This window comes from Actinotignum timonense (assembly GCF_002860685.3).
GTDB classification, from domain to species: domain Bacteria; phylum Actinomycetota; class Actinomycetes; order Actinomycetales; family Actinomycetaceae; genus Actinotignum; species Actinotignum timonense.
The window spans coordinates 1,116,203-1,142,130 of the sequence record NZ_CP136960.1 but is presented as its reverse complement, the minus strand read 5'-3'; the positions used below and the strand labels follow the sequence as shown (position 1 = coordinate 1,142,130).

General features: G+C 60.3%; 24 protein-coding genes. 15 read left to right on the top strand and 9 right to left on the bottom strand.

Annotated features, from left to right (window positions below; all coding sequences use genetic code 11):
- Positions 1-59: 59 nt before the first annotated feature.
- The gene (locus tag CYJ17_RS04715; protein ID WP_087069777.1) at positions 60-1,301 is read left to right on the top strand and encodes a phospholipase D-like domain-containing protein; all 1,242 of its coding nucleotides are present in this window, start codon (positions 60-62) and stop codon (positions 1,299-1,301) included.
- On the opposite strand, the gene ligA is transcribed toward CYJ17_RS04715, so the two are convergent.
- Positions 1,298-3,898 carry an NAD-dependent DNA ligase LigA gene (gene ligA / locus CYJ17_RS04710; protein WP_087069778.1) on the bottom strand — a complete coding sequence of 867 codons (2,601 nt, stop codon included), beginning with the start codon at positions 3,896-3,898 and terminating at the stop codon, positions 1,298-1,300. The two genes, CYJ17_RS04715 and ligA, sit on opposite strands and share 4 nt — an antisense overlap.
- A 236-nt stretch (positions 3,899-4,134) precedes the next feature.
- On the opposite strand from ligA, the gene CYJ17_RS04705 reads away from it, so the two are divergent.
- Positions 4,135-4,395 (top strand): WhiB family transcriptional regulator, encoded by a 261-nt coding sequence (locus CYJ17_RS04705; protein WP_016441656.1) that lies wholly within the window; start codon positions 4,135-4,137, stop codon positions 4,393-4,395.
- Between the two features lie 111 nt (positions 4,396-4,506).
- Here CYJ17_RS04705 and CYJ17_RS04700 read toward each other — a convergent pair whose 3' ends face one another.
- The gene (locus CYJ17_RS04700; protein WP_101595621.1) at positions 4,507-5,964 is read right to left on the bottom strand and encodes a sensor histidine kinase; all 1,458 of its coding nucleotides are present in this window, start codon (positions 5,962-5,964) and stop codon (positions 4,507-4,509) included.
- A gap of 150 nt (positions 5,965-6,114) precedes the next feature.
- On the opposite strand from CYJ17_RS04700, the gene CYJ17_RS04695 reads away from it, so the two are divergent.
- The 4 genes from CYJ17_RS04695 (at position 6,115) to CYJ17_RS04680 (ending at position 9,708) form a co-directional block, all read left to right on the top strand.
- Positions 6,115-7,776 carry an amino acid permease gene (locus tag CYJ17_RS04695; RefSeq protein ID WP_244899298.1) on the top strand — a complete coding sequence of 554 codons (1,662 nt, stop codon included), beginning with the start codon at positions 6,115-6,117 and terminating at the stop codon, positions 7,774-7,776.
- On the top strand, positions 7,757-7,972 hold the full coding sequence (locus CYJ17_RS04690; RefSeq protein ID WP_087069780.1) for a hypothetical protein: 216 nt from the start codon (positions 7,757-7,759) through the stop codon (positions 7,970-7,972). Before CYJ17_RS04695 ends, CYJ17_RS04690 begins: the two co-directional genes overlap by 20 nt.
- Before the next feature lie 69 nt (positions 7,973-8,041).
- Positions 8,042-9,208, top strand: a complete 1,167-nt coding sequence (locus CYJ17_RS04685) for an MFS transporter (protein ID WP_087071112.1) — start codon at positions 8,042-8,044, stop codon at positions 9,206-9,208.
- A complete protein-coding gene (locus tag CYJ17_RS04680; protein ID WP_087069781.1) occupies positions 9,205-9,708 on the top strand; it encodes a hypothetical protein in 504 nt (167 codons plus the stop codon). Before CYJ17_RS04685 ends, CYJ17_RS04680 begins: the two co-directional genes overlap by 4 nt.
- Positions 9,709-9,733: 25 nt before the next feature.
- Here the strand turns inward: CYJ17_RS04680 and CYJ17_RS04675 are convergent, their stop codons facing one another.
- The 6 genes from CYJ17_RS04675 to CYJ17_RS04650 all read right to left on the bottom strand — a co-directional run bounded on the left by CYJ17_RS04675 (position 9,734) and on the right by CYJ17_RS04650 (position 16,666).
- Positions 9,734-10,156, bottom strand: coding sequence for a hypothetical protein (locus tag CYJ17_RS04675; protein WP_087069782.1), 423 nt, complete (start codon positions 10,154-10,156; stop codon positions 9,734-9,736).
- A 133-nt stretch (positions 10,157-10,289) separates the two neighbouring features.
- Positions 10,290-11,612, bottom strand: a complete 1,323-nt coding sequence (locus CYJ17_RS04670; protein WP_087069783.1) for a family 16 glycosylhydrolase — start codon at positions 11,610-11,612, stop codon at positions 10,290-10,292.
- 84 nt (positions 11,613-11,696) lie between these two features.
- Complete coding sequence (locus tag CYJ17_RS04665) at positions 11,697-13,223, bottom strand: glycoside hydrolase family 36 protein (RefSeq protein WP_087069784.1); 1,527 nt, start codon at positions 13,221-13,223, stop codon at positions 11,697-11,699.
- Positions 13,224-13,301: 78 nt separating this feature from the next.
- A complete protein-coding gene (locus CYJ17_RS04660) occupies positions 13,302-14,666 on the bottom strand; it encodes an ABC transporter substrate-binding protein (RefSeq protein ID WP_087069785.1) in 1,365 nt (454 codons plus the stop codon).
- A gap of 73 nt (positions 14,667-14,739) precedes the next feature.
- Positions 14,740-15,651 (bottom strand): carbohydrate ABC transporter permease, encoded by a 912-nt coding sequence (locus CYJ17_RS04655; protein ID WP_087069786.1) that lies wholly within the window; start codon positions 15,649-15,651, stop codon positions 14,740-14,742.
- A 16-nt stretch (positions 15,652-15,667) separates the two neighbouring features.
- Entirely contained in the window at positions 15,668-16,666 is a 999-nt protein-coding gene (locus tag CYJ17_RS04650; RefSeq protein WP_234984396.1) for a carbohydrate ABC transporter permease, read from the bottom strand.
- A gap of 73 nt (positions 16,667-16,739) precedes the next feature.
- On the opposite strand from CYJ17_RS04650, the gene CYJ17_RS04645 reads away from it, so the two are divergent.
- The 3 genes from CYJ17_RS04645 to galE all read left to right on the top strand — a co-directional run bounded on the left by CYJ17_RS04645 (position 16,740) and on the right by galE (position 20,616).
- Entirely contained in the window at positions 16,740-17,924 is a 1,185-nt protein-coding gene (locus tag CYJ17_RS04645) for an ROK family transcriptional regulator (RefSeq protein WP_159454960.1), read from the top strand.
- 66 nt (positions 17,925-17,990) lie between these two features.
- Positions 17,991-19,547 (top strand): galactose-1-phosphate uridylyltransferase, encoded by a 1,557-nt coding sequence (locus CYJ17_RS04640; RefSeq protein WP_087069787.1) that lies wholly within the window; start codon positions 17,991-17,993, stop codon positions 19,545-19,547.
- A gap of 52 nt (positions 19,548-19,599) precedes the next feature.
- Positions 19,600-20,616, top strand: a complete 1,017-nt coding sequence (gene galE / locus CYJ17_RS04635; protein ID WP_087069788.1) for a UDP-glucose 4-epimerase GalE — start codon at positions 19,600-19,602, stop codon at positions 20,614-20,616.
- A 7-nt stretch (positions 20,617-20,623) separates the two neighbouring features.
- On the opposite strand, the gene galK is transcribed toward galE, so the two are convergent.
- Positions 20,624-21,805 (bottom strand): galactokinase, encoded by a 1,182-nt coding sequence (gene galK, locus CYJ17_RS04630; protein WP_087069789.1) that lies wholly within the window; start codon positions 21,803-21,805, stop codon positions 20,624-20,626.
- Between the two features lie 214 nt (positions 21,806-22,019).
- Between galK and CYJ17_RS04625 the strand changes: the two genes are divergently transcribed.
- From CYJ17_RS04625 to CYJ17_RS04600, 6 genes are all read left to right on the top strand, one after another.
- Positions 22,020-22,577: a DUF2335 domain-containing protein gene (locus CYJ17_RS04625; RefSeq protein WP_200807157.1), complete on the top strand. Its 558-nt coding sequence runs from the start codon at positions 22,020-22,022 to the stop codon at positions 22,575-22,577.
- 37 nt (positions 22,578-22,614) lie between these two features.
- Positions 22,615-22,875 carry a helix-turn-helix domain-containing protein gene (locus CYJ17_RS04620; RefSeq protein ID WP_087069790.1) on the top strand — a complete coding sequence of 87 codons (261 nt, stop codon included), beginning with the start codon at positions 22,615-22,617 and terminating at the stop codon, positions 22,873-22,875.
- A 94-nt stretch (positions 22,876-22,969) separates the two neighbouring features.
- Positions 22,970-23,428, top strand: a complete 459-nt coding sequence (locus tag CYJ17_RS04615; RefSeq protein WP_159454961.1) for a DUF2505 domain-containing protein — start codon at positions 22,970-22,972, stop codon at positions 23,426-23,428.
- A 110-nt stretch (positions 23,429-23,538) separates the two neighbouring features.
- Positions 23,539-24,339, top strand: a complete 801-nt coding sequence (locus CYJ17_RS04610; protein WP_087069792.1) for a thymidylate synthase — start codon at positions 23,539-23,541, stop codon at positions 24,337-24,339.
- Positions 24,340-24,348: 9 nt separating this feature from the next.
- Entirely contained in the window at positions 24,349-24,915 is a 567-nt protein-coding gene (locus CYJ17_RS04605) for a dihydrofolate reductase (protein WP_087069793.1), read from the top strand.
- A complete protein-coding gene (locus CYJ17_RS04600; RefSeq protein WP_087069794.1) occupies positions 24,916-25,875 on the top strand; it encodes an SGNH/GDSL hydrolase family protein in 960 nt (319 codons plus the stop codon). It begins immediately after the preceding gene.
- Positions 25,876-25,928 lie beyond the last annotated feature (53 nt).

Sequence of the window (25,928 nt, the reverse complement as noted above, 5' to 3'; positions counted from 1 at the left end):
ACCGCGCGATGGCGCACCCGTGGATTAGTGAGAAGCGGGGAGCGTCTACAATTGGCGCTATGACTGAGTGGACTTCGCGCCGGGTGCTGCGCACGGCGGGTATGCTCGCGGCCGCGGCGCCTTTGGCCGCCGCGGGCGCCGTCGTCGTTGTAGATGAAATGCGCAAACGCCGCACCCCACCGGTCAGTTCCTACCCGCATCTGCCCCCGCAAGAAGTGCAGGTCGGGCGTGACCACGCGATCTTGTATACGGGTGCCGCGGATGTGTACCGCGCGATGCTCGCCGATATTAATAATGCGCGGGACCATATTTATTTCGAGTGGTTTATTGTCAAAGCGGATCACGTGGGGCACCGTTTCCGCGACGCGCTTATCGCGGCGGCGCACCGCGGGGTGCAGGTCCATGTGCTGCTGGACACCTGGGGGAATCTCAATCAGCCGCCCTCGTTCCGGCACCCGCCGCGGATCGCGAATCTGCACTGGATGAATTTCCCGCTGGTGCGCACCGGTATTTTAACCGGGCGTTCGCGCGATAAAGGGCGCGATCACCGCAAAATCTTGACGGTGGACGGGCGCGTCGGCTACGTGGGTGGCTACAATATTGGCGGCCTGTACGTGACCGAATGGCGCGATACCCACCTGCGCGTGGAGGGTCCCTCGGTGTGGGAGCTGGATGTGGCTTTTGTGGATATGTGGAATGCCTACCGCAAGCGCGATCATCCCACCCTGCGCCGCGCCCTCACCCACCACTGGGATTCGCGCATGCGGGCGGTCACGAATTCCCCCGCGCATAATACTTATCCTATTTCTTCGCTGTATTTGGACGCGCTGGCGCGCTCCTCGCAGCGGGCCTGGATCACCATGGGGTATTTCATTCCGGATGCGCCCATGCTCGACGCGCTCACCGACGCGGCCGAACGCGGCGTGGACGTGCGGATTCTTATCCCGCAGTACTCCAATCATATTTATACGGATTGGGTGGGGCGGCCGCATTACGAGCGGCTGCTGCGCGCCGGGGTGCGGATTTTCCTCTACCAGGACGCCATGATTCACGCGAAAACCATGACGATGGATTCCACCTGGTCTACCGTGGGGACCGCGAATATTGACCGGCTGTCCCTGCGGGGGAATTTCGAAATTAATATGTCGATTCACGATGCCGGTTTCGCGGCCGTGATGGAAAAGATTTTCGAATTCGACCTGCGGAATACCCGCGAACTCACTCTGGGGGAATGGGACCAGCGCGGCACGCTGGCACGGGTGACCGAAAAGGTCATGGCTCCGCTCGCGCCGCTGCTTTAGGCGGGCAGCTGGCCGGTGCGCAGCAGCTCGGTGAATTCTGCTTCACTCAGGCGCGGGATACCGAGTTCTTCAGCCTTGGCGGCTTTCGACCCGGCGTTCTCCCCCACCACCACCGCGGTGGTTTTCTTGGAAACCGAGCCGGCGGCTTTCCCGCCGTGCTTGAGGATCGCTTCTTTGACCGAATCGCGGGTATAGCCCTCCAGGGAGCCGGTGGCCACAATGGTCATGCCCGCCAGCGTTTGGGGAACCTGCTCCGCGGCCGCGGTATCATCGGCGAAAACTACCCCGGCGGCTTCCCATTGCTCAATAATCTCCAGATGCCAGGGCACCTCGAACCATTCCTTAAAGGAGCGGGCGATAATCTCCCCCACGCCGTCCACCGCGGAGAGTTCCTCCACGGAAGCGGCGCGCAGCTGCGCCAAATCCGGGAACGCCGCCGCGAGCGCGCGGGCCGCGGTGGGGCCGACGTGCCGGATGGAGAGGGCCACGAGTTTGCGCCAGAGTTCTTTGCCGCGGGCTTTTTCCAGCTCGGTGAGCATGGTGAGGAGGGCTTTGCCGGGTTCGCTTTCTTTGGTGATGACGCGTTGGCCGGCGCTGCTTCCCCACGTGGGTTTGGTCCAGGCGGCGCGCACGTAGCGGTAGTCGCCGGTGGGTTGGCCGGCATTGCGGATTTCTTTCCATACCCAGGTGGTGGCTACGTCCGCGGCTTGTACCGCGAAAAGTCCGGCTTCGCTGTGGAGCACCGGTTCTTGGGGTTCGGGAACACCCAGGCTGCGAGCCACGGCGGGTGGGATAATCACCTCGGAGTCGAGGATGGCGCCGTCGCCGTCCACAATGCCCAGGTCGCGTGCCGCTTCGCGTGCGAGGCGCAGGGTTTTTTTGCGCCCGTCGGTACCTTCGATTTCGAGGCGGTGGCCGCTGGCGAGGGCGATGAGTGCTTCGCGGCGCCGGGCGTCCGGGTTGGTGAGCCAGAGGGCGGTTTCCTCGCCGAGCGCTTCCACGTCCAGCGCCCCGCGCGAGCCGATATGGACCACGCGTTCGGCCAGTTGGGCGGGGCAGGATTGCGCATTGGGGCAGCGCATATCCACATCGCCTTCCTGGGCGGGGGCGAGGGTGGCCCCGCAGGAGGGGCAGGCGCGCGGCATGACCCATTCGCGTTCGGTGCCGTCGCGCTCGAGGAGGACCGGGCCGACCACTTCGGGGATAACATCCCCGGCTTTGCGCACGATCACGACGTCGCCGATGCGCACGCCTTTGCGGGCTACTTCTTCGCGGTTGTGGAGGGTGGCTTGGGTGACGACCGAGCCGTCTACGAGCACGGGTTCCATAATGGCGTAGGGGGTGGCGCGCCCGGTGCGGCCCACATTGACCTGGATATCCAGGAGGGTGGTTTCCACTTCTTCGGGTGGGTATTTATAGGCGATGGCCCAGCGCGGGACGCGGGAGGTGTAGCCGAGCCCGGCCTGCGCCGCGCGGTCATTGACTTTGAGGACGGCGCCGTCGATCCCGTGGATGAGATCGTAGCGGTGGGCGGCCAGGTCTGCCACGAAGGCCTCGATATCTTCCCAGTTGGAGGCGAGTTTGGTGTAGGGGGAAATGGGCAGACCCCAGCGCGCGAATGCTTCGTATACGCCGGCCTGGGTGGAGAGCGTTTCGGCTAGGGAGGCGGGCACGCCCGCGAGCGCCCCGATGCCGTGGGCGATAAAGGAGAGCGGGCGGGAGGCGGTGACGGCCGGGTCTTTTTGGCGCAGCGAGCCGGCCGCGGCATTGCGCGGGTTGGCGAATTCGCGGCAGGAGCGGATGATGCGGTTGGCTTCGCGCACCGCTGCGGTATCCCCAATCTGTTCCGCGGCCGCGCGCTCGCGTTCGGCTGCTTCGCGGCGCTCGCGCTGCTCGGCGTTGAATTGCGCGAAATCGGCGAGAGGGAAGAAAACTTCCCCGCGTACTTCCATGACCTCCGGAATATCGCTGCCGCGCAGGCGCTGCGGAATGGCGGCGATGGTGGCGATATTGCGGGTGACATCTTCCCCGGTCACGCCGTCCCCGCGGGTGGCGGCCACGGTGAGCGCGCCGTTGTTATAGCGCAGGTTGATCGCGAGGCCGTCGATTTTTGCTTCCGCGGTGACGGCGGTGCCTGATGCCTCGGATACTCCCGGGAGCGCGGCGTACCAAGCGCGCAGATCCTCGAGGGAAAAGACATCCTGGAGGGAGTAGAGGCGCTCGCGGTGGAGCACCGGCGCGAAGGGCTGAGCATCGGGCACCGGCGCGCCGCCGAGCTCAGAGTTGGCGCCTTGCTCCCGTTCGGCACCGGGCTCCCGTCCCCCGCCGAGCTCCGGTTCAGTACCTTCATCCACCATCGCGCCCGCAGCCAGCGTGGCTGCGCCGTCGTTCTTCACCGGTGCCCCGACGGCGCGGCTGGGCGAATCCGGTGCCGCGAGCTCCGGGTAGCGTGCTTCCAGATCGCGCAGCTCGTGAATGAGGCGGTCGTAGTGGTCATCCGTCATGAGCGGATCGGCCCCGGAATGGTAGGCAATCTGCGCGCGGGTCAGCGTGGGGGCAATCTCATTCCAACGGCGGCGGGCCTCGTCAATGCTCATGCCCCTATTGTCCCTCACCACCCGGTTACCTCAAACCCCCAGCGCGCGGCGGGCCACCCCATAGTCGTTTAAGCCTGGAATAACAAGTGAGTAGCCCGGAAAGGACGGGCGTTGAAATATCACACCTGTGGGCTCTTTACCGCGGCTGCGCTCTTTGCAAAGATATATGGGTCTCACATACGGCTATATCCCGCAGAGGCGGGAATGCCCCGCGCTGGCGGGGAAAAGGAGGATTCATGGATTGGCGTTCGCGTGCCGCGTGCCTGACGGAAGACCCGGAGCTTTTCTTCCCGATTGGTAGTTCGGCCTCGGCCCTGGCCCAAACGGATCGGGCCAAGCGGGTATGCCAGGAATGTACCGTCCGTGACGACTGCTTGAATTACGCCCTCGAACATAACCAGGATTCAGGTGTGTGGGGTGGCACCTCCGAAGATGAACGCCGCCGGCTGCGCCGCCGCACCGCCCGCGCCCGCCGAGTGCGCGAACTTGCCTCCTAAGGCGAACCGGCCCAAGTCCTACCAGCCCACGTGCTTTGCGCGTGGGCTGCGTCGTCGTACTTAGTGGGCTGCGTCCTCGTACTTAATCTTTACGCGCGCCGGGAGAGGAAACTATTTTTCATCCGTGGGCGGTAGCCCGGCCGTCACATTAATCGTGAGCGTGACGGTGGTCCCCCCACCTTCCCGCGCCTCCCATTTAATGGTGCCGTGCAATTCGCCTTCCACCATGGTGCGCACAATCCGGGTGCCCAGGCCCTGCTTGACGCCGGTGGTGGGCACGCCCACGCCGTCGTCGCTCACCTGCACCGTGAGAACGTCACCTTCACGGTCCGCGCTCACCACAATATGACCGCCGTGCGGCAGGCCGTGTTCCACCGCGTTGGAGACCAGTTCGTTGAGGACAACGGCCAGGCGGGTGGCGGTATTTGCGTCCACCATTCCGAATTCCCCGCGCACCTCGGAAGAAACACGCACATCCGTGGAGGCAATATCGGTGGCCATGGTGATAAGCGGGGTGAGGACCTCGGAAAAGTCCACGATTTCGTCCACGGTTTGGGAGAGAATCTGGTGCACGAGGGCAATGGTTTCCACGCGGCGCTGCGCCTCGGAGAGCACCTCGATCACCTTTTTATCGTCGGCGCGGCGCGCCTGCATCCGTAGCAGCGCCGAAACGGTCTGCAAATTATTTTTGACGCGGTGGTTGATTTCGCGGATCGTGGTGTCTTTGCTGACCAGCTCCAATTCGCGCCGGCGCAGCTCGCTAATATCGCGCGAGAGCACCACGGCGCCCACGTGCTTGCCGTCCTTCCACAGCGGCACCGCGCGCAGGGAGAGCACCGCCCCGCGCAATTCGAGCTCCGTCATCCACGGGGCACGCCCGAGCAGCACCACCGGCAACGCATCATCCAAGCGAGTTTCCGCGTCAATACTCGAAGTGATTTGCTCGGCGAGCAGCTGGCCTTCAAAAGTGGAACGAATCCCGAGGCGGTGCAGATTAGAAACCGCATTCGGGCTATTGAAAATCACCGCGCCGTCGGCATCGATGTGGGTGAAGCCATCCGTGACGCGCGGGGCGCCGTGGCGGAAACCGCTCGGGGTACCCTCCATGGGGAACAGGCCCTGGGTGACCATATCGAGGAGCTGCTCTTCAATTTCCTCATAGGAGGAATGCCGCAGCACCGTTTCTTTGCGCGAACGCTGCGAATACACCAGGGCGAGCACCGCGAAAGGATCCTCACCCGCCCGGCGCACCGGATAGCCTTCGTAACGCAGGCCGTGAATATAAACGGTGCCGCGCTGGCCGGTGGCGATAATCTCCCGGAATTTCTCCGAATCGGCCGGATCGAAAGTCATATTGACCACGTCATTATCGAGCGCGGTGGCATTGGTGGCCGGGCGGCAGGCCGCCGCGATAATGAAGCGTTCATCCTGGAGCGGGGTGACCAGCACGAGGTCCGCGAAGGAAAAATCGGAGAGTAACTGCCAGTCCCCCACCAGCTGATGCAACCATTCGCGTTGCGAAGCGGAGAGCGTTTGGGACCGTTCCAAGATATGACCGAGAGATGGCATACCCCTAAGAGTAGTCGCTCGCGCGAGTACACTAGTAGTTCCGCGTTAGTTATATTCACGGCAGTGCGAGGGCCGGGCTGCGCCGGCGGTGGAGGCCGGGTGGGGCGGCGCCGCGCTGCGCCGTCGTTCTATCCACGAAGGGAAGCCCGCATGGCCGCACGCCACCACGCTTCGCCCGGCGCCCGGGCCCGCACGCGCACCGCCGCAAGCCGCACCAACGTGCGTACCCGCGCCACCGCTAAACGCAACAACGCACGTACCCGCGCCACTTCGCACCATACCGCGCTGGCGCGCAGCCTCACCTCCCCGCAAATCGCGATGATTGCGCTATCCGGGGCGCTGGGCACGGGGCTATTCCTCGGGGCGGGAGCCACGATTTCACTGGCGGGGCCCGCCACGATTATTTCTTACGCACTGGCCGGGCTGCTGGCGCTGTCGGTGGTGTGGGCACTGGCGGAGATGGTCAGCGCGCATCCCGTTCCCGGCGGGCACGGCACCATCGCAGGGGCTTATCTGGGGAACCTGGGGGCTTTTGTAACGCGCTGGAATCTGGCGGTCACCTACATTGTGGCGGTGGGCGCGGAAGTGACGGCCGGCGCGAAATACCTCCAGCACTGGCTGCCCCAGCTCAATAGCGCGGTGGGAACGGTGGCCTGTTCCCTCTTTATTGTGGGCCTGAATATGGCCACGGTGCGGCTGTACGGCACCGCGGAATACTGGTTCTCCATGATTAAAGTGGCCGCCATTTCAGTTTTTATTCTGCTGGGTCTCATTATTATTTTTGTGGGGCTGCCCGCGAGCGAACCGGTGGGGCTGGTCAATCTCACCGAGCACGGCGGGTTTATGCCGCTGGGCGCCGGCTCGGTTTTCATTGCCGCATGCATGGCGGTTTTTTCCTTCGGTGGGATTGAAACGGTCTCGGTCACGGCCGCGGAATCGGGGAATCCCCGTTACGATATTCCGCGCGCCGCGCACACCATGATTTGGCGGCTGCTGCTCTTCTACGTGGGGGCGATTGCGGTGGTGGTGGCGATGCAGCCATGGACGGTCACCGCCGAGCCGCTCCACGATATTTCCCAATCACCTTTCGTGCACGCGCTGGATGCCGCCGCGATTCCCGCCGCCGGGCATATTATGAACGCGGTGCTCCTGGTGGCGGCGCTGAGCGCTGCGAACGGGTGCCTCTACACCTCCTCGCGCATGATTCACGCCCTGGCAACCGACCGCATGGCCCCCGCTTTTGCCGCGCGCACCACCCCGAAGGGCACCCCGCGCGGTGCGGTCACTTTGGCGATGGTGGGAATGGTGGTCGCCTGTATTTTGGCGCTCACCTCCCCGCAGGCCGGCTTCTCGTATTTGTACGGCTGCGCTACGGTCGGGACCCTGCTCACCTGGGCTTTAGTGATGGCCACTCATATTGCTTTTCGACGATGCCGCAAGCAGCTGGGACTCGAGCTCCCATCGGCTCGCCTCTGGGGCGCCCCGGTGACGAATCTGGCCGTCATGGCCGGCTGCCTGGCTATTTTTGTGGCGCTCTTCTGGCTCATGCCGGTAGCCTGGTATGCCGGGCTGCCCTATCTGGGTATCCTTCTTCTTATCTATGTTTTTCTGGATCGGGTGCGCGGGCTGCCCGCGCCGCGCGATCTAGCCGGTGAGGAAGCTGGGCGAGGTGCTGCGGCCTCGCATGGCGGCGATGCTGCGCGGGGAACCGAGGCCACGCACGGCACCGAAGCTGCGCGCGGTACCGAGGCTGCGCGTAATGCCGCGGCCGGGAGCGAAGGAGCTACAACTAATGGAGTCAGCGAAAACTAAACGTTGGATGTGGGCCGGGGCGAGCTCTATTGCTGCCGGCCTCCTCCCCCTTCTTCTCACCGTCATTCTCCAGCGCGGCTGGTGGGTGCCGTGGGCGCTGCTGCTGGTGATTGGCGGTGTTGAAATTGCGTACGGGTTGCTGGTGGGTAGGCGTGCTGAGATTCGTGGCAACACTGATACCGAAATAAGGATGTAGATATTGGGTGTTGCGATGAAAGCTACCACGTCACTCAGATTGGTGTGGCATAACCGTTCGTTAGCGCCCATGGCCCTGGCTATTATTGCTGCCGGCTTGACCTTTTATGTTCCGGTTAGCGTAGTTTTCCTGACTTCTCGAGGGCAGTCCCTCGAAGATATTTTCATTTTCGAGAGTATTCTCTTAGCGAGCATCCTTGTTGCAGAAGTACCCAGCGGGCTTATATCGGACAGAATTGATCGCCGGTGGGTTATCCTTTCCGGTTTCGTATTCAACGGGTGTGCGGAAGTTGTTTTTGCGCTGGGTAACTCGTTCACTGCGTTCACCTTGTCATTTGTGCTGAGCGGCCTAGGAATTGCGATGCTCACCGGCACGCAGGATGCCTACATCTACGAAGCTCTCGGCGACGATGCAGATCGGGACTCAGTTGCGGTGTGGGGACACTTCGGCGCCCTTGAGTTAGTGGCCGGGGTCTTTGCTTCGTTCGTGGGTGGAGTGCTCGCAAAGATTGATGTTGCTTTGCCGGCTTGCGCGGCCGCTATCGCTGCTTGTCTAGCCTCGGTAGCGGTTCTTTTCCTCCCACCACAACCCGCTTCTGCATCTGAAAAAGCCACGGAAGAAACAGCACTTGTTTCTTTGAAGCAGGGAATTAGCTTGTTGTTCAGCTCCCCGGTACTGCTGTATACCGCTGTCGCTTCGGCAGCGGTCTTCGTGCTCTTCAATTCAGTGTTTACGCTCAACCAGCCAATTTTTGATCGAGTTGATGTACCGCTTGCCTTCTGGGGTTTCATCGTTGGCGGTGCGCAATTAGCTGCGGCAGTTTACGATCATTTCTCCGGGGTGATCGTTGAGCGAGTCGGCCGGCGAGTAGGCCTTCTCCTCGCTTTCGGATACGGCGTCATTGGATTTATCTTGATGATGATTCCGCACATCATATGCGTAATCAGTGGTTTCACATTGGTGGTTATCAGCATGTTCGCGCGTGGACCGATCACTCGGGCAGTCGCTAACAAGGAAATTCCGAGCGAGCGCCGTGCGACAGTTTTAAACGTGGCGAGCACACTGGGAAGTCTCATCGGAATCTTGCTCAACCCGGTCATCGGCTGGGGCGCAGATCAAAGTCCGGTGGTGACGGTGGGTGGAATCGCCCTTGTTCTTTTCTTCGTCATGCTGACTTGGATTCCAATCGCAAATCGTTACGTTCAGGTCAAGGAAACGAAAGAGGAGCAACGGTGAAGAATCTTAGCTGGAAGTCGTACGTATCCGTAGCTCTGCTGATCTTTGTGTGCCATGCCGCGTATCCCATCTTGGACCTCATTCAACCCGATAAGCGCTACTACGCCGGGTACCTGGCCTTAGGATCAATACTCGCTTGTAGCCTCCTCGGTTTGATTCTTCCGCTGCGCCTGGTATCCCGAAAATCCTTAGTGTTGTGCGGGATCAGCATCTTTATCGGATTGGTAGCAGGTCTGGGAATGTGGCCGCTGACGTGGGATAAGGTTCTGGATATGCCGCGCTTTTTCGGTGGTTATTTCCTTGTGAATTGCGGAGTTTATACCTTTGTCTGCTTACTGGCCTGCCGCTTCCGCAAAGAAAAAATCCGTTATGAAACTTTCCTCCGGCAGCAAGCACAGAACCAAGATTTGCGCGCCCATGAGCACGCTCCGGGCACAACCGCGCCGAATGCGCCAACATCCGATGTATCGACACCGGACGAACCAGCCCCTGGCTTATAGCCCGCGCGCCAACTAGATCATCACGCTAGGTGATCTTTCCAAGTATATGAAACGCTTCCTCAAAGTAGGATTCGGTGTGCTCGAGGATGATCTTCCCTCCGGCTTCGATGCGAAAGCGAACCGCCGCAACCTCGAGAGAAGCGGGATCCACTTCTTCGCCGTTGAAACCAAGCCATTGCACGGTGATATCTGAGGGCTCAATCTGTTCTGCGGTAGGCACACATTCCGTATACGGGATATCAAATACCTTCCCGTACGCGGCGACGCACACATCGCCCTCATCCCGATATACCGTGAAAATCTTCTCCCCGGCAGTAGCCTGATTGACAACGATGTGCGCATCCTCGGGAATCGTAGGAGTTCGGTCAATATAGAATCCTGGAACGATATTCCAGTAGATCGCGCCTATCGCCCCGAGCCACGCAACGAGCACGGCAAGAACAACCATACAAGCCGTTCGAAAACGCAGGATATTCCTGATCGTTCTAGGACTTAGTATCGTCGTTATATCAGTAGCCATATCACCTCCGCTGGGCGCGCGTGCCGCAAGCGCTATCTGCTAACCAACGCCTGCGTCATCCTCATTCCCTCGATTCTATTCTGATATTACGGAGGTCGGGTGCGGGAGCGTTCGGATTCCCCAGGCGCACGGTATTCCAACCTTGACGTAAGGAGATCGAGGTATTCGCCCAGGAGAATGCGCCGCTGAAAGATCCCGTTGAGAGGCCGCCGAGCACATATGCGTCGTCGTTCACATTTACGTGGAGGTCACGCACCTCACCGCTACGGTATTCAATACCGAGGCGATACGTGCCAGCTTCCGGTGCATAAACGGAGGTAAGAGTAACGTCATTACCCGCGCCACCTAGCCACCGTGTTGTCCCGCTCGCAACCCGGGTTTCGCCCCGCATCACGCCATCGGTCGTCGCGAGGGTATAGGGCAGTGAGCTCGGCGCAAATTGGTAAGCGCGGAAATAATCAATCTCGAACGTCTTCGGATACGGAATCGCGGGATCGAAGGGGCCGGTCCAAGAATCAGCTTCGCGTTTCTCGTACAGGCCGAGGTAGGTGAGCATCGGATAATTCGGGGATAGCGGGGTGGAGAATTTCTCAACGCCGTCGATGTACACCTTCATCCCCGAGGGCTTCCATTCAAAGCCGTAGGTGTGGAAACCTTCAGAAAGATCGGTGCCGGTGGAAATCTTGGTTGTCCAGGGGAAGAGCCGACCCCAATCACCCCAGGGGTGAATCGCGCTTTGCGCCACTGTGGCGTTATTGCGCCCGAGGATCTCAAAAATATCAACTTCGCCGTTCTGGCGTGACCATCCGCCCTGCCCTTCGGGCACGTCCTGGTTAGCTCCGGTCATCCACCAGGCGCTGTGCAGGCCTCCCCCGCTCGCGGCGCGGGCTCGCAACTCGAAATATCCGTATTTCTGGAGATGCCCCCGGAACGGCTGCGTATGCTGCGCGATCCCGGGGTACTTGGTCCACTCGTGCAGATAGTCTTTTTGATAGGTCTGCAGCGAGGAAACCCGCGTCGAGCCGTCAAAGTTCGGGTCCCAGGGTTGCTGGTCCGCGGTGATCTTGAGTTTGAGCGTGCCGCCACTCACTTCGTAGTTCGCTTTGGTGCCGGGCGAGGTTGACCAATGGGGTAGATAGCGGTCCGTGAACAGGGCATCGTTGACGCTTGTGCCGTTGAATTCGGAAGATGCGGTCAGCACCATTCCTTCTTTAGCCGGCGTGGATGGGTCAATAATCTGTTCCGGGGCAGCAACGCTACCGCCCAGGTCTTTCGAGGGAGCCGCGGCACTGGCGCAGGGAAGGAGCGTTGCTGCGCCAACCACAGCGAGGAGCGCAGCACTGCTCACACTTCGCCGTAGAAGCATATTTTTACCGAGTTTCATGAGGTGTCCTTTCGGGAACGTGCTTCACCTTCGGAGCGGCATTGCTCCATGCTCCGGCCAGCTGATAGAAGTGGCATCCATGCGTTACTTCACCAAGAGCCGGTCAGAAACACGAGTTGTCGGGTTGAGGTAGGGATCAAAATCGATGATTTCTCCGTTGATCTCAAAGCGATAGCGCCCGAGTTGGCGAACCTCCGGAGCCCCGCGGAAACGCGTGGTCCAGGCGCGCACCGCCGCTTTTTCTTCGTCACTGAGCCAGGCCGCCGGGCACGAGCATTGCGCGAATTCACACGCAAGGGCCGCCTCCGCGGTCAAGGCATTAACCTCGGGAGAAAGCAGCGATCCGCGGGTACGGAAGTAGGCAACATCGGGGTCGCAATCAAGGAGCGGCTTGAGCCAGGTGCGCGAGAGCGAATTCCGCAGCGCATTGACCACCGCCGGCCCGGATGGGTCCCGCACCCGTTCACTATTATCCCAGTAGGGTGCGGTATCCGGGCCAACCCGGACCCCGTCCAGCACGCCGAGGGACGCGTTTATAACCGCTCCGGAACCGAGCAAATACACCTCGTCACCCAGGGCGGCACGAATTGTTTCCAGGCCGCTTCGGTAGGCGTCTTCGCGCGGCATACCGCCCGTGCGTTCCCCGGCTACTGCGGCGGCATAGATGAAATCAAGTTTGAACATATCCACACCCCAGCTCTGGATCGCGGACATAGTGGTCGCCAGCCAGTCGTGCGATTGGGGCTTGGAAAAATCGAGCGCGTAATAGTTTTCTCCCCAATTATTACCGGTCACGGTCAGGGAGCCATCCGCGTTGTGGAGGAACAGTTCCGGGTAGGAGGAGACCACCGGAGTATCTGGAAGGGCGATAAAGGGGGCGACCCACAGCCCGGCTTTCAGGCCCGCATCGTGAATCTTGGCAAACACATCCGGCATGCCCGCGGCGAATTTCGCGTTGGCCCGCCAGTCCCCGACTCGGCGTTCCCAGCCGTCGTCGATCTGAATGGTGCCGTAGCCCAGCTCCCGTGCGGGCGCTATTTCCGCGGTAATAATCTCCGCGGTTATTTCTTCAAACCAGGAATACCAGGAGGACCACACCGGTCCGAGCGTTTCCGCCGCCCGCAGCGGGGTGCGCTCCCCCAAATATTCTTCTTTAAGAACACCCGCGTAGCGGCCAAATGCCTGCGGTTCGGTCCCTATGCTCACCAGCCACGAAGCTTCCCCGGCTTCCGCGCTGGCTGCTACTTCTTCCGCGGTGATTCTCAAGAGCGGCGAGGAGGCGTGCACGGCTCCGATAAGGAGAGTGCGCCCTTCCGGGCCGCTCAAGGCGGTGACCATGGACGAGTGGTGCTCCGTGGGAGTATCCGTTGCGGCGTCGTCGGCCGTGAGCGCGCGTGCGGGCTTGTCCCAGATTCGCCACGGTTCGCGGCGCAGCGTCCACCACCGGGTGGGGGTCCAGGAATTCCACCCGTGCCGGTAGTATTCGGTGGCGCCCCACGGGTGGGAAAGTTTCCACGACGTTCCGGTAATGAGGTAGTCGCTTGTATTAAGTGGTACGACGGCGCTGGCCCCGTGGACGGTGAACGTACCTGAGTCGGTGTGGATGTCCATGTTTTCTCCGCGAAAGATATCCGGCGGAGTGCGGTTTGCCCGAGTGCCTAACCGCACCCCGCCGTGTAGGTAATGGGGTTACTTGGTGAGGATGGAGTTCACCTTGTCATTGAGCTTGGCCAGTGCCTCGGCCGGCTCAACGGAGAGCTGTTCGATCTCATCGAAGGTGACCTGGCCTTCCGTTGCGATCTCATTGCCTTTATCGGTGATCGGGTAGTAGGCGAGGTTGGAGGCATCCTTGGTGATTTCGGTGAATGCCGAAACGTCCCGGCCTGCCTTCTCATGCGATTGGGCGGCCTTCTCGGAGTATTCGGTCAGCGAGGGGAAGACAACCGCGTCTTCGGCAACAATGGACTGGCACTTATCCGAGGTGAGGAACTTGACCCACTGGAACGCAGCTTCGGGATTCTTTGCCTGCTTGGTGATGGAGGGAGCCAGGCCGTTAATGATGGTCTTGCGGCCTTGCGGGCCTTCGGGAAGCGGGGCGAAACCGAACTTGTTCTTCTCCGAGCTAGACCACATCTTGATACGCCAGGAACCGTCCGGAACCAGCGCGGCCTTGCCCTGTTCCATCATGGGTTCCAGGCCCAGCGGACCGGCAATTTCCAGCGGGGTAACGTAGCCGGCTTCGATCTGCTTTTGCCACCAGGTCATCGCTTCGGCGAGCTTGGGATCGTTCATCTTGTACTCGGTGCCGAAGGGATTCTTATCGAGGTACTTGAAACCGTTGGAGAGGGCGAACCACGACCACTGGCCCTGGCCGACGATTCCGCCGCCCTTTTCCAGGCCCCAGCCGTAAACCTTGACATTGTTCTTATCGAAACCGGGTTCATCGCCGCGCTTGCCGTTATTATCAATGGTCAAATGGGCGATGAGCTTGCCAAAGGTACCGCCGTCTTGCGGATTCCAGGTCAGCTTCTTGAGCTCATCGGCGGAGACTCCCGCCTCTTCGATGAGTTTGGTGTTGTAGACAAATGCGATGGTGTCCCAGTCCTGCGGGATGCCGTAGCGCTTACCGTCCTTGACCCACAGGTTGGCGAGTTCACCGGTGTACTTGGAGAAATCGATCTCCCCCTCTTTCATGTACTGGTTGAGGTCCAGGAGCTGGCCCTTACCCGCGAGCTCGGGATAGTACTGCACGTGGTTGGTAATAACATCCGGCGCTGTGCCAGAAACGAGGTCGGTGGTCAGATTCTTCCAGTAGTCATCCCAGCCCTGCTGTTCAATCTTGACCTTGATACCGGTTTCCTTTTCAAAAGCAACCGCGCACTTCTGGTAGGTGGCCTGCTGGCCAGCGTCCCAGAGCCGGTAGGTGACTTCTTTGGAGTTGGACTCTTTGCCAGAGTCACTTTTCCCTTGGGATACGGAGGTGCCGTTGGAGCACGCTCCCAATGCGAGGCACATAGTTGCACCTATGGCGACCAGTTGCGATACCTTACGCATCTGAGTTCCTTTCTCGAAGGTGACGTCGTCGTCGTTACTTATTTCAATTTTTGGGTACTTGACTTGTGCCCGCCTATTTCGCGGCGGTCAAACCAAGAGAGTTAACCAGGCGCTTACCGAAGATAATGAGCAAGATGAACATCGGGATGATCTGCAAGGTCGCCGCGGCCATGAGACCGGCCCAATCGGGGCGGGTGGAGGGTGAAGACTGCGCGAAAACGGACAGGGCCACATTGAGGAGCCGCACGGAGTCACCCTTGGCGATGAGTTGGGGCCACATGTATTCGTTCCATCCGAATACCGCTTGAATAATCGCGAGGGTGGTGATGGGTGCGGCGCACATGGGCACGATCATTTTCCGGAAAACCGTCCACCGGCTCGCGCCGTCGAGCATGGCGGCTTCTTCCACTTCCCGCGGGAGCGACAGCATGAATTGGCGCAGGAAGAAAATCCCGAAGGGGCAGATGAGCACGTACGGGGCGAGCAAACCCTGGAAGGTGTTGATCCACGCCAATTTGTCCATGAGCACGAAGTTGGGGAGGGCCACGAAAATCGGGGGAATCATAAGCGCCACCAGCAGCGTGACGAAAAGGGTATCCCGGCCGCGGAAGTGCAGGCGTGAGAGCGCGTAGGCCGCCATGGTGGAGGTGGTCACCTGAGCGAAAACCAGAATCGCCACGAAGAGCAGCGAATTGCGCATATAGAGCCAGATGTTAATGGTGGCCGCCGTGCCTCCCGCGGCCACGCTTTCTTCCGGGGTTGTCATGCCCAGCACCCTCCGGAAATTGATGGTGGTGGCGTTCTCGGGGATGAGGGAATAGTTCCCGGAGAAGATTTCCGAATTGGGTGTGAGCGCGGTACGCAGCGCCCACAGCAGCGGAAGAACCGTGACAATAATGAGAAGAATAAGCAATCCCCATCCCGCCACTTTTCGGGCCGTCACGGGCTGGTGCCGTTTTTTCGTTGTGCGTGCGATCAGCTTCATTGTTCTTCCCAGCCCCTTAGTTCATATCGGATTCGTTGGAGCGAGCGAGCCGCAGCTGGATGATCGTAATAACAACCAGAGCCAGCATGAGCACCACTGCCATCGCGGAGGCATAGCCCATATCGAATTGTTCGAAGGCTTTCTCGTAGATATACAGGTAGATCACTCGGGTGGAGTTGCCCGGCCCGCCCGAGGTGGCAACCGAAACGGTGTCAAAGATCTGGAAGGAACCGATCATGGAGACCACCACAACCATGACGAGGATGGGGCGCAGCAGCGGGAGGGTGACGTGGCGGAACGTTTGCCAGGTGGAGGCGCCTTCCGTTTCCGCAGCTTCGTAGATCATGCGGGGAATTGTTTGCATTCCCGCGAAAAGCAGCAGCCCGGTATAGCCCATATTGCGCCAGGAGTTCACCAGAGCCACGGTGTAGATCGCGATATCCGGGTTGCCGTAGAAGGAAATGGGACCAACCCCGATAAAACCGATGAGGTGGTTGAGTAGGCCAACCGTGGGATCGAGGATGAACAGCGTAATGGCCGCGATCGTGACATTGGGAACGAGCCAGGGGAGCAGCAAAACGGAACGCACCAGGGTGGATTGCGAAACCTTTTGCATGAGGAAGGCGATGCCGAGTCCCAGGATGGTCTGGGTAGAGATATTCACGAGCACGTAGATGACCGTCACCTTGATGGAGTTCAGGAAGGTGTCGTCCGAAAGGAGCCGCGCGTAGTTATCCCAGCCCACCCATTTCGCATCCTCGAGCAGGTTCCAATCGGTGAAGGACATGTGGATGCCGCGCACAATCGGAATGAGGTAGAAGACCACGAATCCGATGACTGCCGGAGCCAGGAAGAGTACCGCCGCGCGCCCCTCACCCTTGCGGTGGAAGCGGCTCCCGCGCGGAGTTCCTTGCGCGCGTGGTTTCTTTCGTGCGGGTACTACGCCGTTCTCGGCTGTAGCTGCGGCTGTGTGCATCATCGCCTCCATACCTGCCGGGGCAGGTTTTCGCTTCATTGCGTATCCAGTATCTGGTCCAGTATCTGGTTACCGGTTGCCTCGCGAACATTATTACGTTAGTTTCTTTAGTATGTCAAACGTTTCGAAGTTCCCGGCTGCGGTGACCCGCAGGGTGCAGCGCCGCATGAACCTCCTTGCGGCGTGCCAGTACCTGGTGCGCGAATCGCAGACTATCGCGGAAATTGCGGGGAAAATTGGCGTCACGCGGCCGGCTGCGGAAAGCATCGTGGCCGATCTTGATGATTTGGGTTGGCTCAAACAGCTGGAGCCCGAAAACACGCTGGGGCGCCCGGCGGTGCGCTGGGTGCTGGACGAGCAGGCCGTTTACGTGCTCGGTTTAGATATTGGCGCGCACCATTGCACCGCGATGCTCTGCAATGCCCGAGGCGAGGTTCTTGCCGAGCGCACCTGCGAACTTTCCGCAGCTCAGGTGGCTAATGAGCGTATTGACGCGGCCGTCGATTTGGGGCGGAGCACCCTCGCGGACGCGAAACTAGACGTGAGAGATATTACACTCTGTTCGGTCGCGTCACCCGGTGTTATTAACGACGGCGCAGTTGAGTACTTCGGCGGGAGTGGAATGCCTGGGTGGCAGGGCAGCGACATCGCAGCCCAAATCTCCAGCAGGCTGGGCTGCCACACGGTGGTGGCCGGCGATTGCGCCCTCGGTGCCCTCGGGGAAGCCTGGCAGGGAGCCGCGGAAGGCCACGACGAAGTGCTGTATATCCTCTCCGGTGAACGTACCGGTGCAGCCGCCATCGTGGGCGGGCGTATCCACCGCGGGCTGCGAGGCGGGGCCGGCCTGATCGGCGAACTTGGGGTACTGCGCTGGCGCGATATCGAAGCGGCAACCCACGCCCGGGAGCTGTACCCCGAAGGGGACGTTCCCTCCCGCACCAAGATTTTCGAGAGCGTGGATAGCGATCCGCGCGCCCGCGATTTCGTTGATGACTTCGCCGATGCTCTCTCCCTGGGAGCTTCCGCTATGATCCTCGCGCTTGCCCCCTCCCACGTGGTGGTGGGCGGGAAATACTCCGCCTATGCGGATACGTTCTTGGAGCGATTCATCGAGAACTTACGGAGGATCTGCCCGATTATGCCGGAAGTTTCCGTATCAGCCCTGGGCCCGCGCGCTATTTGCTTAGGAGCATTGCGGCAAGGACTGGACACCCTCACCGATGACCTCACGCAGATGGCTTCTTCCTCGGAAGTATTCCCATCCGTCCAAGGTTTCCAAGAAATTTACCGTAGATAACTAGTTCGATTTTGACGTGGTTGTCCGGGTTGGCTGGGCGGCACGTCCTCAGCGGAAGAAGTGGCCATGACACCTCCCCCACACCTCCTCAAGGTGTACCGCAGCATCGATGCTCTGCTCACCTATGCCCAGGAATATCTTGATCTTGATACCCGCGATATCACCCTGACCCGCAATCGCATCTTTGAGATTTTTTCTCTGAATTCGTACCCCGGAGCGGAAAAAGTTCGGGCTGTGCTCGATAGTGATGAGGGTGCGAAGCCCGCCCCCTCGAGTCCATCGGGTGCAAATCCCGCGCGCGGTGGCAGGCCCGATAGCGTGCTGAACGAGTTTCTGGACGCATGCGAAAACGCCGCGCTCATTGAGCCGGGTGGCCGAGCAGCTCTGGCCGATAGGGTCATGGGAATCGTAAGCAGCCCACCCTCCGTTATCCGCACCAAGTTTGCCGCTTTGAGCGCTGCGGCGGGTGGCCGAGCGGCTATGGAATGGTTCTATAACTACGGCGTGGCAAATGACTACGTGAAGCGCAGCGTGCTTGACCGCAATCCGCGTTTCGAATCTCAAGGCCTGATTATTACCATCAATTTGGCCAAGCCCGAGTTCAAAGACCCGCGTACCGCGGCGAGTGGAAATTCCCTTGCGGGCGGCTATCCCAAATGCACGATCTGCCCGGAGAACGAAGGCTTTGCGGGGCGATCTAAAGCCACTCTCCGCACGGTGCCCCTGCGTTTAGCGGGCCAGGACTGGTTCTGGCAGTTCTCTCCCTACGGATATTTCACGCAGCACGGGATCGCGGTGAACACTAAGCACATCCCCATGCATATCGACGAAGCCACCTTTGACAGGCTCATGGACTTCGTTGATACCTTCCCCGGGTACTTTATTGGGTGCAATGCCACCCTCCCCCGGATCGGGGGCTCCGTGCTCGGGCATGATCACTATCAGGGCGGCCTGGAAACCCTCCCCCTCCACACCACCCCTGCTCGCCAGAGCTACACCTCGGCAGAAGAGTGCGCCGTCGTACTAGAAAGCGTGGAGTGGCCCGGAAGTGTGCTGCGCGTTGTGGGGCGTGACCGCGCGGCCGTGCGGCGAGCCAGCTACGGCATCACTCGGGCGTGGAATGCGTACACGAATGAGCGGCTCGGCATTATTTCGCGGGACGCGGAGGGGCAGCATTCCGGGGTATCGCCCACCTGTGTGCGTACCGAGCGTGGCTACGAAATGAACATCATTTTGCGCTCGAATATCACCAGCGAACGCTATCCGCAGGGAGTTTTCCACGCGCACCCGGAGTTTTTCCCCGTCAAGCAGGAATCCATTGGTCTGATCGAAGCGCAGGGCTTGTTTATTTTGCCGGCTCGTTTGCAGCGGCAGCTCGCGCTGCTCGCGCAAGCTTTGGAGGATGGACGGGGCCTGCCCGAAGAGCTTCCGGAATTCGCCATGATTTTCGAAGAGATCCGCCGATTGCTTGGTGAGGCCCGCGATAAGGAAAGTGTGGAGGATGCGATCCGGACCGAACTGGGTAGCGTCTGCGTTCGCATTCTCGAAAATACCGCAGTTTTCCCGAGCGAAGCGGATACCGCGAGCTTCCTGGCTGAATGCGGCTGGTATCCGCAGGCGTGATACCGCACGTCCGCACAGAACTAGACAACAGGTTTGTGAAAAGAGGTTAGTGATGACAACTGTTTTAGTAGCCGGAGGTGCTGGCTATATCGGCACCCACACGAGTATTGAACTTCTTGAGCAGGGTTACACCGTGGTGTGCGTGGATAATTACGCGAATTCCAGCCCGGAAGCCGTGGAGCGCGTGCGCCGGATTACCGATCATGACCTGCCCGCTTACGATATTGACGTTCGTGATACGCAAGCCCTCGACCGGGTTTTCAGCCGCCACTCGATTGACTGGGTCATTTATTTCGCCGGGTTCAAAGCGGTGGGTGAATCCGTGGCGCACCCACTCAAGTATTACGAGAATAATATTGGCGGGGCGCTGGCATTGCTGTCGGTTATGCAAGCCCATTCGGTGAAGAAGATTGTATTTTCTAGTTCGGCCACGGTTTACGGGGATCCGGTGTCTTTGCCGTTGACGGAGGAGTCTCCGGCGGGGATGGCCACGAATCCGTACGGGCACACCAAAGTGATGACCGAGCAGATTTTGGAGGATATCCAGAAAGCTGACCCGGAGTGGACGGTGGTGCTGCTGCGGTATTTCAATCCTACTGGCGCCCATCCCAGCGGCTTGATCGGAGAAGACCCCAAGGGAATCCCCGCTAATCTCACCCCGTATGTGGCGAAAGTTGTGGTCGGCGAGCTGGACCACGTCCAGGTTTTCGGCGATGACTATGACACCCCGGACGGTACCGGTGTGCGCGATTACATCCACGTTGTTGATTTAGCACGCGGACACGTTGCTGCGGTTGAGAAGGTCACTGCGCCGGGCGTGTACGTATATAACCTGGGCACCGGCCACGGCTCCTCGGTTTTGGAGGTTATTCACGCCTATGAAAAGGCCGCCGGGATCAAGATTCCCTACCGGGTGGTTGCCCGGCGCCCCGGCGATATCGCTTCCAGCTATGCCGATGCCAGTAAAGCCGCGCGTGAATTGGGCTGGCGGGCCACCCATTCCCTTGATGAGATGGCGGCCTCTTCCCTGCACTGGCAGCGAATGAATCCCGCGGGCTTGCGGGGCTAAGCAGCGCTTAGAGCGCCCCGCTGACCAGGCGGGCCCCACAGCTTGCCTGCGCTAGCAGCAGTTCCGGGGTGGGGAATCCGCGGGCTGCGGCCGCTTCCATAACACCGGCCGCGAGCGCCTCTACTTTGCCAATCGGAACCAGCGCGATTGCGGAGCCGCCGAATCCGCCGCCGGTCATGCGTGCGCCCAAGGCGCCGTGCTGGCATGCTGCTTCAACCACGCAATCCAGTTCGGGGCAGGAAACCTCGAAGTCATCGCGTAGCGATGCGTGCGATGCGTTGAACAGCTTGCCAAGGGTGTGGAAATCACCTGCCCTCAGGGCTTCGATGGCACGGGTCACGCGGGCGTTTTCGGTGATAACGTGCCGCGCACGCCGGGCGTGCACCCCGCTGAGCTTCGCTTGCGCTCCACTAAGGGTGGCGATGTCCTCCGCGTTTGCTTCACGCAAGGAGCTCAGCCCCAGAACCTTTGCGGCTTCTTCGCATTCCTGGCGGCGATTTCCGTATTGGCCGTCAGATAGGGAGTGCTTGGCGCGGGTATTGATAACAACGAGTTGCAATCCGGCTGCCGCGAAATCTGCGGGAATAAGGCTGTGCGTGTGGGAGTGGAAATCTAGCGCAACAGCTGCGCCGTCGTTCCCGAAGACGGATACCGTTTGGTCCATTCCGCCTGTGGGCGCGTGCGCCACTTCGTTTTCCGCGCGGATGCAGGCAGTGACAACAGCGTTCGGTTCTTCCTGAATGAGGCGCGGGTTGATCGCGCATGCCATGGCGCATTCGAGGGCTGCCGAAGAGGAAAGCCCTGCTCCCAGCGGAACGCAGGAGACGATGGCCGCGTCGTAGCCGCGCTGCACATCTAATGCCCAGGCGGGTCCGGCAGCATAGGAAATCCACGATCCCGGCATAGCGGAATTGATATCTTCAACGTACCCCTCCCACAGTTCACCGTGCTCGGATATCAGCCGAACGCGGTTATCGCTGCGCACGCTCAGGGCAACGTAGGTGCGGTGCGGTAGCGCGATGGGGAGGCACAGCCCGGCGTTGTAGTCGGTGTGTTCGCCAATAAGATTGACTCGCCCGGGTGCGAAAGCCACGCGTTCAGCCGTTTCGCCAAATGTACGGGTGAAAAGCTCCTGAGCCCGCCGAGTTCCTTCGGCAGTATCCCACGCAGCGGTGAAAGCTAATGACATTGAGTGTCCCTATGCTCGCTCGTCGTTGAGAAACAAGCCAAGTTTACCAGAGCGGAATAAGCGATTTGGCGAGAAGCGATGCAGCGTCACAAGCCCGTTCCTCCCGCCGCGAAGCTATGCGTTTCATACGTATTTCGCTCGTTTTAACCATATGGGAACACTGGTTTTTAGGTTAGGATTGTAACGAAGTATGTAGAGAAAGCTAGGAGAGGTCGTGAGTACGGATGACGAGCAGACTGAACGCTTTCAAGAGAGGCGTGGCCCGGGGAATCGAAATCTCGACGACCCCGGATCTATCCAAGAGATTGCGTCAGAATCGCGAAGCAATAAGGAAGCGGAACACGGTCGAACAGGCCTGGATCCTCACCGGGAACTCGCTGCGCCAGGCGATGTCGGATTATCGCAAAATGAGCTGAAAATTCTCGAATACGCTCAATTTCATGCTGGACCACTTCCACCGGCGCATGAGTTTGCAGCATATGAAAAGGCCCTACCCGGGGCTGCGCGCACCATCCTGGAAATGGCGCAGGCAAACCAGCAATCAATCATTGAGGACAATCGAAGGTTAACCCAGACCGAAAAATGGTCGTCTATCCTGGTTAGTGCTTCTTTTGCCTTAGTTCCACTTGCGTGTCTCGGCATTGCTGCGCTTTCTGTCTGGACGGGGAGCGACGCGGGGACCTGGGCTGGTTTTGGCGCTGCGGCGATAACTTCTGCACCAAAACTTATCGCCGCAATAAAGGGGAAAAACGATGATGAAAGTAGTCATTAGCTAAAAGAGCAACTTCCCGCGTAGAGGGGCAATAACCATGGACCTCCTTCCCGAAGTTACGCAACGCTCATATGAGCAGGCACGCCGAAATCGCCTATTTCTCGAAGCTCTCGGCACCATGCGTGAAAGCAAGGGCATCTCTCAAGACCTTGTTGCCCAACGCCTCGGCGTAACACCGGAGTGGGTCTCCGAGTTAGAGTCAGGGGTCATCAACCCTACACTGCAACGGCTGCATTCCTACGCGGTAGATATCGGCGTCGCCATCGAATACAACGTAAGAGACCTCGACGTTGAGTAACCATTCCGCGCGCCACGCCCCCACCTCTCCGGCTCTGCGCTGAAAAATCCGACCGAGCTTCCCTCGCGCCGCACCCATGCGGGAAAATATAGCCATGCAGTTTTCCCATACCTACGAGATCAGCGCCCCCGCGAGCGCCGTCGCCACCGTTCTCATGTCCGAAGAACTCGCCAACCGCCGCCTCGCAGCGCTCCATACGCAACCGTCCTCCTTCACGCCCGGCGCCGAGCGCGCGGTCATGACGGTGCAGGTCAGCACCGACCAGCTTCCCGCGCAGGCCCAGCGTTTCCTTTCTTCCGGTTTAGCGGCCAGTATTGTATTCACCCGCAGTGGGAACGACGTCGCAGCGCAGTTGGAAGCCAAACTCCCCGTCCACGCCAGCGCTGATTTCCAGGTTTCCGGTTCCGGGCCGGCCACCGTCACGGTCACCGGTGAGGTGCGGGTCTCCATTCCTTTCGTCGGCAAGAAAATTGAAGAGAAAGTGGCCCAGTACGCCGCGAAAGTGGTGGAGCACGACGCCGCGCTTATCCGCGAGATCATCGCGCAGGGCTAGGATGCTCGCCCGGCATGCTGCCCTTCTCGGGGAAGGCTTGCCGAAGCGGCCGAGCCAGGTGCTTTTTCGCAGCCAATTTTTCTGTCGTAGTAGCCACGTAGGATGGGTTCATGATTAATCGCCAATATGAAGATCTGCTTGCCGATATCCTCGCCAATGGGACTCGCAAGGGGGACCGCACCGGCACGGGTACCCTCTCTGTCTTCGGGCGCCAGCTGCGCTACCACCTGGCTGATGGTTTCCCGCGTATCACCACCAAGTTCGTGGCCATGAAGCCCATTAAAGGGGAACTGCTGTGGTTCTTGCGCGGCTCTACCAATATTGAGTGGTTGCAGCGCAATGGCATCACCATTTGGGATGAATGGGCTGATGAACATGGTGAGCTCGGCCCGGTCTACGGCTACCAGTGGCGCAGCTGGCCCGCGCCGGATGGCCGGCATATCGATCAGATTTCCCAGCTCCTGGAAACCCTGCGCAGCAACCCGGATTCGCGGCGCATGATTGTTTCCGCGTGGAATGTGGCGGATCTGGATAAGATGGCGCTCCAGCCCTGCCATGCTTTCTTCCAGTTCTACGTGGCTGATGGCAAGCTGTCCTGCCAGCTCTACCAGCGCAGTGCGGATATGTTCCTCGGGGTGCCTTTCAATATTGCCTCGTATTCTCTTCTCACCCATATGATTGCCCAGCAGGTCGGCCTGGATGTTGGTGATTTCGTGTGGACGGGCGGGGATTGCCATATCTACCTCAACCATCTTGATCAGGTGCGCGAACAGATTTCGCGTGAGCCCTACCCCTTCCCCACCCTGGAGCTGCGCAAAGCCGATTCCCTCTTCTCCTATGAGATGGATGATATTTCGGCCACCCAGGGCTACCAGCACCACCCCAAGCTCACCGGCGCGGTCTCGGTCTAGGAGGAAGCCATGCTCATTGCACAAATCTGGGCGGAAGCCCATGACCACGCCCTCGCGAAAGGCTTGCGGCTGCCCTGGAATGTTCCAGAAGATTCGGCCTTTTTCCGGGCGGCGGTGCGCGAGCGGCCCGTTATTATGGGGCGGAAAACCTGGATTTCAGCGGGGCGGCGGCCCATGCCACACTCCCCCACCATCGTGGTGAGCACCCAAGAAGATTTTGAGGTTCCCGGTGCCCAGCTGGCCGCGAATCTTGAGGAGGCGTTCACGCTGGCCCGCGCTACCGGGGCGGATGCCGCCTGGGTATGCGGGGGTGCCGGGGTCTATGCCGAAACCCGGGAATGTTCACAGGTGCTTATCCGCACTGTTATTGATGCCGATGTGGATGCTGATATTTTCGCGCCCGCAATCACCCCGGAATGGGAACTGCGGATGTGCTCGCCGGGAGCCGCTCATGAAGGCTGGCATACCTCGCGTACCGGGCTGCGCTACCGGTACGAAGTCTGGGCTCGCCCCGGTGTTGCTATCCCGGAGGGTCTGCTTCCCGCTACCCCGGATGCGGCCTGGCAGGTGGCCTAAATGCCGCGTGCGGGCGCCGGCCGCGGGCTAGGCAGCGCGCGCACTGTGCGGGTCGCTGCCGCCCTTGCCGCCGTGGCGCTCAGCTGCGCGGCCTGCACTCCAGCTGGCAACGCGGGCGGGCAGCCCTCCCCCACCCCGCGGCCCATCACCGCCATCGTGCAGCTGGGCGATTCTTTTTCCTCCGGTAACGGGGCCGGCGCCTACGAAGAAGATACCTGCCGGCGCTCCCCTGATAACTACTCCGCCCCGCTCGCCCGCGAACTCGGCGCCAGCTACACCAACGCCTCGTGCTCCGGGGCGCGCACATCCGATATAGCCGAACAAGTCAGCGCTGTCACCCCAGCGACCTCGGTCGTGTTCCTCACCGCCGGCGGCAACGATGCCAACTTCTCCCAGATCGTCAGCTCCTGCTTCGTGCTCCGCGCCCCGAAGAGCTGCGAAGAAGCCATGAACGCAGCCACCGCGGCCCTCCCGGCTATCGAGACCGCCACACTGGAGATCCTGCGGTCCATTAATGCCGCCTCCCACGGCCAGGCCACCGCTATCCTGGTGGGCTATCCGCGGCTCTTCGCGGAACACTCCTACCTCATCCCACCGGTCGTGGAAAGCTATGATGCCGGGGCTGCCCTCGCCCAGCTCCAAGGCGCCGCGGACGCCATGCAAGAACGTGTCACCGCACAGATGCGGAAAGAAACCGGCTCCGAGCGTTTCCTCTTCGCCTCCACCCAAGCACTATTCGCCGGGCACGAACCGCACGCCCACGCCTTCCGCGACAGTGAGGACAGTGAAGACAGTGAAGAAGCCTGGCTCGTCTCCCCCTTCACTTCCACGGATATTCGAGCCTGGATGCATCCCACCGCGCGCGGCTACCGCGAAATACACGCCTACCTGCGCGAGCTCCTCGCCCAAGCCGGCTTCGCCATCCTCTCAATCCCCGAAAGTGCTCCAGCAACACCGTAGCCTCCTGCCCGAGCACTGCTATCCGAGTAGACCTGATGTAGCGGCTTCCGGGA

Excerpts from the sequence above, each read along its gene's own strand:
- CYJ17_RS04655 (WP_087069786.1), bottom strand. The coding sequence starts at position 15,651 with ATGAAGCTGATCGCACGCACAACGAAAAAACGGCACCAGCCCGTGACG.
- CYJ17_RS04645 (WP_159454960.1), top strand. The coding sequence starts at position 16,740 with ATGTCAAACGTTTCGAAGTTCCCGGCTGCGGTGACCCGCAGGGTGCAG.
- CYJ17_RS04675 (WP_087069782.1), bottom strand. The coding sequence starts at position 10,156 with ATGGTTGTTCTTGCCGTGCTCGTTGCGTGGCTCGGGGCGATAGGCGCG.
- CYJ17_RS04695 (WP_244899298.1), top strand. The coding sequence starts at position 6,115 with ATGGCCGCACGCCACCACGCTTCGCCCGGCGCCCGGGCCCGCACGCGC.
- CYJ17_RS04705 (WP_016441656.1), top strand. The coding sequence starts at position 4,135 with ATGGATTGGCGTTCGCGTGCCGCGTGCCTGACGGAAGACCCGGAGCTT.
- CYJ17_RS04600 (WP_087069794.1), top strand. The coding sequence starts at position 24,916 with ATGCCGCGTGCGGGCGCCGGCCGCGGGCTAGGCAGCGCGCGCACTGTG.
- CYJ17_RS04670 (WP_087069783.1), bottom strand. The coding sequence starts at position 11,612 with ATGAAACTCGGTAAAAATATGCTTCTACGGCGAAGTGTGAGCAGTGCT.
- CYJ17_RS04715 (WP_087069777.1), top strand. The coding sequence starts at position 60 with ATGACTGAGTGGACTTCGCGCCGGGTGCTGCGCACGGCGGGTATGCTC.
- CYJ17_RS04615 (WP_159454961.1), top strand. The coding sequence starts at position 22,970 with ATGCAGTTTTCCCATACCTACGAGATCAGCGCCCCCGCGAGCGCCGTC.
- CYJ17_RS04650 (WP_234984396.1), bottom strand. The coding sequence starts at position 16,666 with ATGAAGCGAAAACCTGCCCCGGCAGGTATGGAGGCGATGATGCACACA.
- CYJ17_RS04610 (WP_087069792.1), top strand. The coding sequence starts at position 23,539 with ATGATTAATCGCCAATATGAAGATCTGCTTGCCGATATCCTCGCCAAT.
- galK (WP_087069789.1), bottom strand. The coding sequence starts at position 21,805 with ATGTCATTAGCTTTCACCGCTGCGTGGGATACTGCCGAAGGAACTCGG.
- CYJ17_RS04660 (WP_087069785.1), bottom strand. The coding sequence starts at position 14,666 with ATGCGTAAGGTATCGCAACTGGTCGCCATAGGTGCAACTATGTGCCTC.
- CYJ17_RS04605 (WP_087069793.1), top strand. The coding sequence starts at position 24,349 with ATGCTCATTGCACAAATCTGGGCGGAAGCCCATGACCACGCCCTCGCG.
- CYJ17_RS04640 (WP_087069787.1), top strand. The coding sequence starts at position 17,991 with ATGACACCTCCCCCACACCTCCTCAAGGTGTACCGCAGCATCGATGCT.
- ligA (WP_087069778.1), bottom strand. The coding sequence starts at position 3,898 with ATGAGCATTGACGAGGCCCGCCGCCGTTGGAATGAGATTGCCCCCACG.
- CYJ17_RS04685 (WP_087071112.1), top strand. The coding sequence starts at position 8,042 with ATGGCCCTGGCTATTATTGCTGCCGGCTTGACCTTTTATGTTCCGGTT.
- galE (WP_087069788.1), top strand. The coding sequence starts at position 19,600 with ATGACAACTGTTTTAGTAGCCGGAGGTGCTGGCTATATCGGCACCCAC.
- CYJ17_RS04620 (WP_087069790.1), top strand. The coding sequence starts at position 22,615 with ATGGACCTCCTTCCCGAAGTTACGCAACGCTCATATGAGCAGGCACGC.
- CYJ17_RS04690 (WP_087069780.1), top strand. The coding sequence starts at position 7,757 with ATGGAGTCAGCGAAAACTAAACGTTGGATGTGGGCCGGGGCGAGCTCT.
- CYJ17_RS04700 (WP_101595621.1), bottom strand. The coding sequence starts at position 5,964 with ATGCCATCTCTCGGTCATATCTTGGAACGGTCCCAAACGCTCTCCGCT.
- CYJ17_RS04665 (WP_087069784.1), bottom strand. The coding sequence starts at position 13,223 with ATGGACATCCACACCGACTCAGGTACGTTCACCGTCCACGGGGCCAGC.